The following is a 10,112-nucleotide window of genomic DNA, read 5'->3' as shown; positions in this document are numbered from 1 at the left end:
GTCTTGCCGTGGTCAACGTGGCCAATCGTGCCGATGTTGACGTGCGGCTTATTACGCTCAAACTTTTCCTTTGCCATGATGGCCTCCTTTTTCGGTAATGAAGGGAGCCCCTGAACAGAGCTCCCTCAAATCTTCGCTTATGCGTATTTCGCCTGGATCTCGTCCGAGATGTTCTGCGGAACCGGATCATAGTGATCGAACTGCATGGTGAACTGGGCACGGCCCGAGGACATCGAACGCAAAGTGTTGATGTAGCCGAACATGTTTGCCAGCGGAACGAATGCGTCGATCGCGATGGCGTTGCCACGGTTTTCCTGACCGGAAACCTGTCCCCGACGTGATGTCAGGTCGCCGATGATGCCGCCGGTATATTCTTCCGGGGTGATCACTTCGACCTTCATGATCGGCTCAAGCAGTTTCGCACCGGCTTTACGCATGCCTTCGCGCATACCCATACGAGCCGCGATTTCAAACGCCAGAACCGAGGAGTCCACGTCGTGGTATTTACCTTCGATCAGGGCAACTTTGAAATCGATCACGGGGAAGCCAGCCAGCGGGCCGCTATCCATGACGGATCTGATGCCTTTTTCGACACCCGGGATATATTCCTTGGGTACCGAACCACCAACAACGCGGGATTCGAACGAATAGCCTTCGCCCGGCTCTGTCGGCGAAATGATCATCTTCACCTCAGCGAACTGACCCGAACCACCCGACTGTTTCTTGTGGGTGTAAACGATCTCGGCTTCGTGACCGATGGTTTCGCGATAGGCCACCTGCGGCGCACCAATGTTCGCTTCAACCTTGAATTCACGCTTGAGACGGTCAATCAGAATGTCCAGGTGAAGTTCGCCCATACCCTTCATGATGGTCTGACCAGATTCCAGGTCAGTTTCCACACGGAAGGACGGGTCTTCTGCAGCCAAACGGCCCAGACCCTGGCTCATCTTTTCCTGGTCAGCCTTGGTTTTCGGCTCAACCGCGATCTCGATCACCGGATCGGGGAAGGTCATCGTTTCCAGAACCACCGGATCGCCGGTCGAACACAGGGTGTCACCGGTGGTGGTGTCTTTCAGACCTGCCAGTGCGATAATGTCACCTGCGAATGCTTCCGTGATTTCCTCACGATCATTCGAGTGCATCATCATCATCCGGCCGATACGCTCTTTCTTACCCTTAGTCGAGTTCAGAAGCGTGTCGCCTTTGGCCAGAGTACCCGAGTAGATGCGGGTAAAGGTCAGCGAGCCAACAAAGGGGTCGTTCATGATTTTGAACGCCAGGCCCGAGAACGCCATGTCATCATCCGCACGGCGGGCAATGTTACGGGTTTCTTCTTCGTCACCGGGTTTGAAGCCCATGTAATCGACAACGTCCAGCGGGCTGGGCAGATAGTCGATCACAGCATTCAACAGCGGCTGAACGCCTTTGTTCTTGAACGCCGAACCACCCAGAACCGGAACAAACGCGATTTCCAGAGTACCTTTGCGCAGCAGGGCGCGCAGGGTCGGAACGTCGGGCTCATTGCCTTCCAGGTATTCCATCATCGCGTCGTCGTCCATTTCGACGGCCGCTTCGACCATTTTACCGCGCCATTCGTCAGCCATGTCTTTCAGGCTGTCACGGATCGGTGCTTTGACCCAGCTTGCGCCCAGGTCTTCGCCCTGCCACAGCCATTCTTCCATGGTGACCAGGTCGATCAGGCCTTCCAGCTCGGTTTCTGCGCCGATTGGAATACCAACCGGAACAGCACGTGCGCCGGTACGGTCTTCGATCATTGCAACGCAGTTGAAGAAGTCCGCGCCGATCTTGTCCATCTTGTTGACGAACACCATACGCGGAACCTTATAGCGGTCAGCCTGACGCCACACGGTTTCGGTCTGGGGCTCGACACCGGCGTTTGCGTCCAGAACGCAAACGGCACCGTCGAGAACCGCCAGCGAACGCTCAACTTCAATGGTGAAGTCAACGTGGCCGGGGGTGTCGATGATGTTCAGGCGGTGCTTGGGCGAGTCAGCAGTTTCACCGTCTTCGGTGCGTTCCCAAAACGTGGTGGTCGCAGCCGAAGTGATGGTGATGCCGCGTTCCTGCTCCTGCTCCATCCAGTCCATGGTGGCTGCACCATCGTGCACCTCACCGATGTTGTGGGATTTGCCGGTGTAATACAGAATGCGTTCCGAACAGGTCGTTTTACCTGCATCGATATGCGCCATAATACCGAAGTTACGGTAATGGTTGAGTGTATATTCGCGTGCCATTTTGATAAGCCTCTGGAATTACCAACGGTAGTGGCTGAAGGCTTTGTTCGCCTCGGCCATCTTGTGGGTGTCTTCGCGCTTTTTCACGGCAGTACCGCGGGACTGTACGGCGTCCAGCAGTTCGCCCGCAAGGCGCTCTTCCATGGTGTTTTCGTTACGGCCACGCGCAGCAGTGATCAGCCAGCGGATGGCCAGTGCTTCGCGGCGCTCGGGGCGCACTTCGACCGGAACCTGATAGGTTGCACCACCAACCCGGCGCGAGCGAACCTCGACCGACGGTTTGATGTTGTCGAGCGCTTCGTGGAACACTTCGACAGGAGCGCGCTTGATCTTGCCTTCAACGCGGTCAAAGGCGTTGTAAACGATGCGCTCTGCGACCGACTTTTTGCCGTCGATCATCAGGTTGTTCATGAATTTGGTCAGTACCTTGTCGCCAAATTTGGCGTCAGGCAGGACTTCGCGTTTTTCGGCGGCGTGACGACGTGACATATCAGCCTCTCCTTCTTACTTGGGACGCTTCGCGCCGTATTTCGAACGACGTTGCTTACGGTCTTTGACGCCTTGGGTATCCAGAACACCACGCAGGATGTGGTAACGGACACCGGGAAGGTCTTTTACACGGCCGCCACGGATCAGAACAACCGAGTGTTCCTGCAGGTTGTGGCTTTCACCGGGGATGTACGAGATGACCTCGAACCCGTTGGTCAGGCGCACTTTGGCAACCTTACGCATAGCCGAGTTCGGCTTCTTCGGTGTGGTCGTATACACACGAGTACAGACGCCGCGTTTCTGCGGGCACTGCTCCAGGTGCATGGACTTCGAGCGTTTTACTTTGGGCTGACGCGGCTTGCGGATCAGCTGTTGAATAGTTGGCATTCCGGTTTCTTCCCCGTTTTGCAACACACATGACATGCACGCGCATTGCGTGCGGCTAAACTTGCTGCGTTCGTGCGTCCACAAGCGCAAAACCCGCGAGCGTTCCCATTCCGAGGTGAACGTCGCGGTTTGTTATCAGAGGGCGCGAACGATAAAATTGTCCGGGCCTTGACCAGTTCATTACTGGAATCGGTTGTGGGGCGGCCCCCGGCACCGAGATGACGCGCGTATATGGGGAGTCGGCCCGAGTGTCAACAGCACATACCCGCCAAGCCAATTGGCCGCGTTTTAACAAGACTTGGCTGCGGCTTCCAGTGCCACTCGCCCGTTGCTGGTAATTGCGGATTTCTGCATAGTGGCCGCGAAACTTTTCGATGGACGAAACATGCAAGTCATTGGCCTGTGCCGCTTTTCCTACCCCGCGATCGGCGGTTATCAGGTAGAACACGAAACTGTCGAAGAGCGTCGTCAATACCTGTACAATCCAGAGCGGCTGGAAGAACGGTTTCGACTGTTCGAAACCACCACCCTGCCCGGTTTTCGGGAACAGACGGACGAGGACTTTGAGCTGGTGGTGCTGATCGGTGAATGTCTTCCCCAAAAGTCCATGGACCGGCTGTATGATCTCACCTCGGGCATCAGGCAGGTCCGCATCGTCAAGCGCACACCAGCCCGGCACCGCCCGGTCGTCAAAGAGGTCCTGCACAGCGCCCGCACCGACCCGGATCAGCCATGTCTCCAGTTCCGGCATGATGACGATGATGCCGTCTCGGTCGACTTTGTCGAACGTCTGCGCCTTGCGGCGATTGACGCTAAAGGACTGACCCGGAATAGCCGGACGGTCGGGCTGGATTTCAACAGCGGGTTTCTGGCGCGGTTTGGACCGGATGGCACTCAAGCCCTCCCGGTGTTCCGATCCCTTTTGGGCGTTGGGTTGGGGATGTATATTGCCGGCGGCTGCAAACACACGATAATGAGCTTCACGCACCATAAGATCGGTCGTTTCATGCCCGTGATCAGCTATCCCGACGCGCCCATGTGGGTGCGTACGCTGAACAACTTCAACGACTCCCCCCATGCCCGCGCCAGCAAGACCGAGCTGTCCCCACTGACTCCGGAACAAGAAGGCGAGTTCATTGCGCGATTTGCCATTGAACAGGACAAGGTGCGGCGGGCTCACTCGGCAGGTTGAGACTGACGTTCCCGGAACAGCGTGAAAAGCCCCGCACCCGCGACCAGAACAGCGCCCAACATCGTGATCGTATCGGGCCAATCGCCAAAAATGACCCAACCCAGCCCCAAAGCCCAGATCAGGCTGGAATACCGGAACGGCGCAATAAAACCGACGTCGCCTTCGCGCATGACCATGACGCTGCAAAGATATCCGGTTAGAACAAAAACCGCAGCTGAGGCCACCATTATGCCTGCGTCCGGCGCTACCGGCTCCCACCCTGTGACTGCAGTTGCGGCCCCTGCGGCCACTGTAATGGAAACCGACGTCGCCAATGTGACCGTCAAGGACGGGACATGGGTGGACATACGCCTGGTAATCAGGTCGCGCGCGGTAACGGATGCCACGGCAATCAGAGCGTAAATCGCGTAAATACTGAACCCATCAGGCCCCGGCCGTACGATCAGCAACATTCCGGCAAAGCCCATCCCGATCGCTAGAATGCGGCGCCAGCCGATATGCTCACCAAAAAACAGTACAGCGCCCAACGTCACAGTAAGTGGCAACGCCTGAAGAACGGCCGTTACATTCGCCAGCGGCATATGCAGAAGCGCTGTCAGAAAGAAGAATGTGGCCGACAACTCGGCCAGGCAGCGTGCAGCAACAAGCCACTTGTCGTGCCGCGGGAAGTTCAGGTGCAGCGCCCCAAGATGACGCGCCATCAGAAACACCAATAACGTCGCCAAGAGTCCACGCATCGCAACCATCTGAAACAGCGGCAAGTCTGCCCCCGCAACTTTGATCAAAGCATCATTCACGGTAAAGGCGGCCATGCTGCCCATCATCAGCACCGCGCCCTTCATATTCGGGGTCATAGTGGCGGAATCCAAAACTTAATAAAACTTGGCTCATTGGCCGTAAGCCCGTGAAAGATGTCAATATGCAACGTCGAGCCTGCTGATTAGCCAGGCAATATCACCAACGTGTGGTCCATACCCGCAAGAGCTGCGTCGATGCGTGGCGCGACCTCGGCCCAATCGCCACCGGCCTGACCAGCACCGATCATCGGATAGCCGATCCGCGATGCGGGGAATGCGCGTGCAATCTTCGAAAAACAACTCGAGATTGCGTCATATTCCACAAGCGGCCCCGGCCCCTCCCAATGAAACTGGGTATAGGCATTAACCACTACAAATTCGGTCGTGCCCCGCGTGATCTGGACCGAAGAAATCGTTCCGAGTTTTGATCGGGACCCAAGGTCCGTCTGCTTGTCGGCCTCAAGCGCATCAGGGAATTCCGCCGCAATCGCCCGTGCTATCCCGGCCCCCATCGCATGGAAGCAATTGCAACCGTGAACGATGACATCAAACTCACCGTTCAGTGCAAGCTGTATCAAATCACCCTTGATTGTAGGCATCATGCATCCCTTGGTCAGTGGGTCGCTGTCTTCGAGACTATTCAGTTGTATCACGATTGGGCGAAAGCGCACCAAGGGCAAAGGAAAAGGCCCCGCGAAATCGCAGGGCCTTTCCTTATTTCTATGATGAGAAAGTTACTCGCGGCTTTCCGGTGTTTCCACCAGAACGTCCAGCTCGTCACCGACCATATCGTCATCCATGACCGGCGCAGCCAGGGCAGCGGCCGCTTCGGCCTCTTCCCGGCGGGCTTCGATCACGACGTTGTCGCGGCCTTGCGCAACCTGGCGCACGGCCTGAGTGGCCCCACCGGTACCGGCTGGGATCAGACGACCGACAATGACGTTCTCTTTCAGGCCAACCAGTTTGTCCTTCTTACCCTGAACCGAGGCTTCGGTCAGAACTCGGGTGGTTTCCTGGAACGACGCGGCCGAGATGAACGAACGTGTCTGCAGCGAGGCTTTGGTGATCCCCAAAAGGATCGGTTCGCCCTGAGCCGGACGACCGCCGCGCGAGAGAGTTTTCTCGTTGGCTGCGTCAAACTCCTGCTTGTCGACATGTTCGCCTTTCAGCAGGGTGGTGTCACCTGAATCCAGGATCTCCCACTTCTGCAGCATCTGGCGCACGATGACCTCGATGTGCTTGTCGTTGATCTTAACGCCCTGCAGACGATAGACGTCTTGCACTTCGTCGATCATGTAATCCGCCAGCGCTTCGACACCCATGATGGACAGGATGTCATGCGGAGCCGGGTTACCATCCATCAGGTATTCACCCTTCTGGATGAAGTCGCCTTCCGCAACCGGGATATGCTTGCCCTTGGGCACCATATACTCGATCGTTTCCATCGACTCGTCCGCCGGCTCGATGCTGATGCGGCGCTTGTTCTTGTAATCGCGGCCAAAGCGCACGTAACCATCGGCTTCTGCGATGATCGCGTGATCTTTCGGACGACGGGCTTCGAACAGTTCGGCCACACGCGGCAGACCACCGGTGATGTCCTTGGTCTTGGCGCCTTCGCGTGGGATACGCGCAACGACTTCACCAGCCTCGATTTTGTCACCGTCTTCGATCGACAGGATCGCATCCACCGACATCGGATAGTGAACCGGATTGCCCGCATCATTGCGGACCGGCTCGCCATCTTCACCAACCAGAATGATCTCGGGCTTCAGGTCGCTGCCTTTGGGGGCGGCGCGCCAGTCGATCACGATTTTCTGGGTCATGCCGGTTGCATCGTCGGTCTCATCGCGGACAGCAATGCCCGAAACAAGGTCGACATACTTCGCGGTACCGGCTTTCTCGGCGATGATCGGCAGAGTGTAGGGATCCCACTCGTACAGCTTGTCGCCACGGGCAACCTTGGCGCCGTCCTTGACGAACAGCTTAGAGCCGTAGCCCAGCTTGTGGCTGGCACGTTCCTCGCCGTGTTCGTCTTTGATCACCAGCTTCATGTTCCGGCCCATGACCAGGATTTCGCCTGCGGAATTGGCCAGAACCTGCGGGTTCTCGAACGAAACCACACCGTCTTGGCTGGCTTCCTGGAACGACTGCTGACCACCTTGGGCAACACCGCCGATGTGGAAGGTCCGCATCGTCAGCTGTGTACCAGGTTCACCGATGGACTGGGCGGCGATGATGCCGACAGCCTCACCCGTGTTGACCCGCGTACCACGTGCAAGGTCACGACCATAGCAGGTCGCACATACGCCTTCCTCGGACTCACAAGTCAGAGGCGAGCGGATGCGCATCGAAGCAACACCGGCCTCGTCAATGGTGTCGGCCATGCGTTCGTCGATCAGCTGACCCGCAGCGACCAGAACCTCTTCCGTACCCGGACGCAGAACGTCATCGGCCGAAACACGACCCAGTACACGTTCGGCCAGCGATGCAACAACCTCACCATCGTTGACCGCAGCTTCGGCGGTGATCGCACGTTCAGTACCACAGTCGATCTCACGAACGATGCAGTCCTGCGCCACGTCCACCAGACGACGGGTCAGGTAACCCGAGTTCGCCGTCTTCAGAGCGGTATCCGACAGACCCTTACGGGCACCGTGGGTCGAGTTGAAGTACTCGAGAACGGTCAGGCCTTCTTTAAAGTTCGAGATGATCGGCGTCTCGATGATGTCACCGTTCGGCTTGGCCATCAGACCACGCATACCGCCCAGCTGTTTCATCTGAGTGACCGAGCCACGCGCACCCGAGTGGGCCATCATGTAGACCGAGTTTGGTTCTTGTTCGGAACCATCCTCTGCCCGATCCGAAGACGAGATCGTGCCCATCATCGCATCGGTTACGCGGTCGTTACACTTCGACCAGGCATCGACAACTTTGTTGTACTTTTCGCCCTGCGTGATTAGACCGTCCATGTACTGCTGTTCAAAGTCTTTTACCTGACTGCGGGTCTCATCAACGATGCCCCACTTGTCATCAGGGATGACCATGTCGTCCTTACCGAACGAGATGCCCGCCTTGAACGCTTCTTTGAAGCCCATCGACATGATCTGGTCACAGAAGATAACCGACTCTTTCTGACCGCAGTAGCGGTAGACGGTGTCGATCACCTGCTGCACTTCTTTTTTCCGCAGCAGACGGTTGACCAGTTCGAACGGTGCCTTGTTGTTCATCGGCAGCAAGGCGCCCAGACGCAGACGGCCAGGCGTGGTCTCGAAACGCTTCTGAACTTCGTTGCCTTCATCGTCGATCTGCGTGACCCGCGCGGTGATCTTGGTGTGCAGGTGAACTTCGCCTGCATCCAGCGCGTGCTGAACTTCGTCGATCGAACCAAAGACCTTGCCTTCGCCCGGCATGCCTTCGCGTTCCAGGGTCACATAGTACAGACCCAGGATCATATCCTGCGACGGAACGATGATCGGCGCGCCGTTTGCAGGCGACAGAACGTTGTTCGTCGACATCATCAGAACACGAGCTTCCAGTTGCGCCTCAAGGCTGAGGGGCACGTGAACCGCCATCTGGTCACCGTCGAAGTCAGCGTTGAAGGCCGAGCAGACCAGCGGGTGTAGCTGAATCGCCTTACCTTCGATCAGAACCGGCTCAAACGCCTGAATGCCAAGACGGTGCAGCGTCGGCGCACGGTTCAGCATAACAGGGTGTTCGCGGATCACCTCGTCGAGGATATCCCACACTTCGGGACGCTCTTTTTCGACCAGCTTCTTCGCCTGCTTCACGGTCGAAGACAGACCCTTGGCTTCAAGGCGCGAGTAGATGAACGGCTTGAACAGCTCCAGCGCCATCTTCTTAGGCAGACCACACTGGTGCAGCTTGAGTTCCGGACCGGTCACAATGACCGAACGGCCCGAGAAGTCGACGCGCTTACCCAGAAGGTTCTGACGGAAGCGGCCCTGCTTACCTTTCAGCATGTCCGACAGCGATTTCAGCGGACGCTTGTTGGCACCGGTGATCACGCGGCCACGACGGCCGTTGTCGAACAGAGCGTCCACGGATTCCTGCAACATCCGCTTTTCGTTGCGGACAATGATGTCAGGTGCGCGCAGTTCGATCAGACGCTTCAGACGGTTGTTCCGGTTGATGACGCGGCGATACAGATCGTTCAGATCCGAAGTCGCGAAACGGCCACCATCCAGCGGAACCAGCGGACGCAGTTCCGGCGGAATGACCGGGATCACGGTCATCACCATCCACTCAGGCCGGTTGCCCGACTCGAGGAAGGATTCAACAACCTTCAGACGCTTGATGATCTTCTTGGGCTTCAGCTCGCCGGTTGCTTCTGCCAGATCAGCGCGCAGCTGCTCGGCTTCGGCTTCCAGATCGATCTGGGCCAACATCTCACGGATAGCTTCGGCACCGATGTTCGCGGTGAACGCATCCATGCCATAGGCATCCTGCGCGTCCATGAACTCTTCTTCAGTCAGCATCTGGCCATAAGACAGGTCGGTCAGACCGGGCTCGATAACGACATAGTTTTCAAAGTACAGAACACGTTCCAGATCGCGCAGCGTCATGTCCAGCATCAGACCGATGCGGGACGGCAGCGATTTCAGGAACCAGATGTGCGCAACGGGTGCTGCCAGTTCGATGTGGCCCATACGCTCGCGGCGGACTTTCTGTAGGGTGACTTCCACGCCGCATTTCTCGCAGACAACGCCGCGATACTTCATCCGCTTATATTTGCCGCACAGACATTCGTAATCTTTGATCGGGCCAAAGATACGCGCACAGAACAGACCGTCACGTTCGGGCTTGAACGTCCGGTAGTTGATGGTTTCGGGTTTCTTGATCTCGCCATAGGACCAAGACAGAATCCGCTCGGGCGACGCCAGGGAGACTTTGATCTCGTCAAAGACTTTCGGCGGCGTCAGCGGGTTGAACGGGTTGTTGGTGATTTCCTGGTTCATTTTGCGTCCTTACAAA

At 57.1% G+C, this 10,112-nt stretch carries 7 protein-coding genes; 1 reads left to right on the top strand and 6 read right to left on the bottom strand.

Features of this window, described 5'->3' with window-relative positions:
* Positions 1-137: 137 nt before the first annotated feature.
* The 3 genes from fusA to rpsL are packed head-to-tail and all read right to left on the bottom strand — an operon-like array spanning position 138 to position 3,131.
* Positions 138-2,255 carry an elongation factor G gene (gene fusA / locus QMP16_RS15125; RefSeq protein ID WP_282120247.1) on the bottom strand — a complete coding sequence of 706 codons (2,118 nt, stop codon included), beginning with the start codon at positions 2,253-2,255 and terminating at the stop codon, positions 138-140.
* 18 nt (positions 2,256-2,273) lie between these two features.
* The gene (gene rpsG / locus QMP16_RS15120; RefSeq protein WP_008756926.1) at positions 2,274-2,744 is read right to left on the bottom strand and encodes a 30S ribosomal protein S7; all 471 of its coding nucleotides are present in this window, start codon (positions 2,742-2,744) and stop codon (positions 2,274-2,276) included.
* Between the two features lie 15 nt (positions 2,745-2,759).
* On the bottom strand, positions 2,760-3,131 hold the full coding sequence (gene rpsL / locus QMP16_RS15115) for a 30S ribosomal protein S12 (RefSeq protein ID WP_005621086.1): 372 nt from the start codon (positions 3,129-3,131) through the stop codon (positions 2,760-2,762).
* 385 nt (positions 3,132-3,516) lie between these two features.
* On the opposite strand from rpsL, the gene QMP16_RS15110 reads away from it, so the two are divergent.
* Positions 3,517-4,323, top strand: coding sequence for a putative rhamnosyl transferase (locus tag QMP16_RS15110; protein WP_282153050.1), 807 nt, complete (start codon positions 3,517-3,519; stop codon positions 4,321-4,323).
* Here QMP16_RS15110 and QMP16_RS15105 read toward each other — a convergent pair.
* From QMP16_RS15105 to rpoC, 3 genes are all read right to left on the bottom strand, one after another.
* The gene (locus tag QMP16_RS15105; RefSeq protein WP_282153043.1) at positions 4,308-5,177 is read right to left on the bottom strand and encodes a DMT family transporter; all 870 of its coding nucleotides are present in this window, start codon (positions 5,175-5,177) and stop codon (positions 4,308-4,310) included. The two genes, QMP16_RS15110 and QMP16_RS15105, sit on opposite strands and share 16 nt — an antisense overlap.
* Before the next feature lie 86 nt (positions 5,178-5,263).
* On the bottom strand, positions 5,264-5,773 hold the full coding sequence (locus QMP16_RS15100; protein WP_282153042.1) for a macro domain-containing protein: 510 nt from the start codon (positions 5,771-5,773) through the stop codon (positions 5,264-5,266).
* 81 nt (positions 5,774-5,854) lie between these two features.
* Positions 5,855-10,096: a DNA-directed RNA polymerase subunit beta' gene (gene rpoC, locus QMP16_RS15095; RefSeq protein WP_282153041.1), complete on the bottom strand. Its 4,242-nt coding sequence runs from the start codon at positions 10,094-10,096 to the stop codon at positions 5,855-5,857.
* Positions 10,097-10,112: the final 16 nt, after the last annotated feature.

It is taken from the genome of Ruegeria atlantica, from assembly GCF_947495585.1.
In the GTDB taxonomy this organism is placed as follows: domain Bacteria; phylum Pseudomonadota; class Alphaproteobacteria; order Rhodobacterales; family Rhodobacteraceae; genus Ruegeria; species Ruegeria atlantica_G.
The sequence above is the reverse complement of the archived record's forward strand: the minus strand, read 5'-3'. Positions and strand labels throughout refer to the sequence as shown.

Bases quoted from the DNA above. Each gene is read 5' to 3' on its own strand.
- rpsL (WP_005621086.1), bottom strand. From the start codon at position 3,131: ATGCCAACTATTCAACAGCTGATCCGCAAGCCGCGTCAGCCCAAAGTA.
- rpoC (WP_282153041.1), bottom strand. From the start codon at position 10,096: ATGAACCAGGAAATCACCAACAACCCGTTCAACCCGCTGACGCCGCCG.
- QMP16_RS15110 (WP_282153050.1), top strand. From the start codon at position 3,517: ATGCAAGTCATTGGCCTGTGCCGCTTTTCCTACCCCGCGATCGGCGGT.
- QMP16_RS15105 (WP_282153043.1), bottom strand. From the start codon at position 5,177: ATGACCCCGAATATGAAGGGCGCGGTGCTGATGATGGGCAGCATGGCC.
- rpsG (WP_008756926.1), bottom strand. From the start codon at position 2,744: ATGTCACGTCGTCACGCCGCCGAAAAACGCGAAGTCCTGCCTGACGCC.
- fusA (WP_282120247.1), bottom strand. From the start codon at position 2,255: ATGGCACGCGAATATACACTCAACCATTACCGTAACTTCGGTATTATG.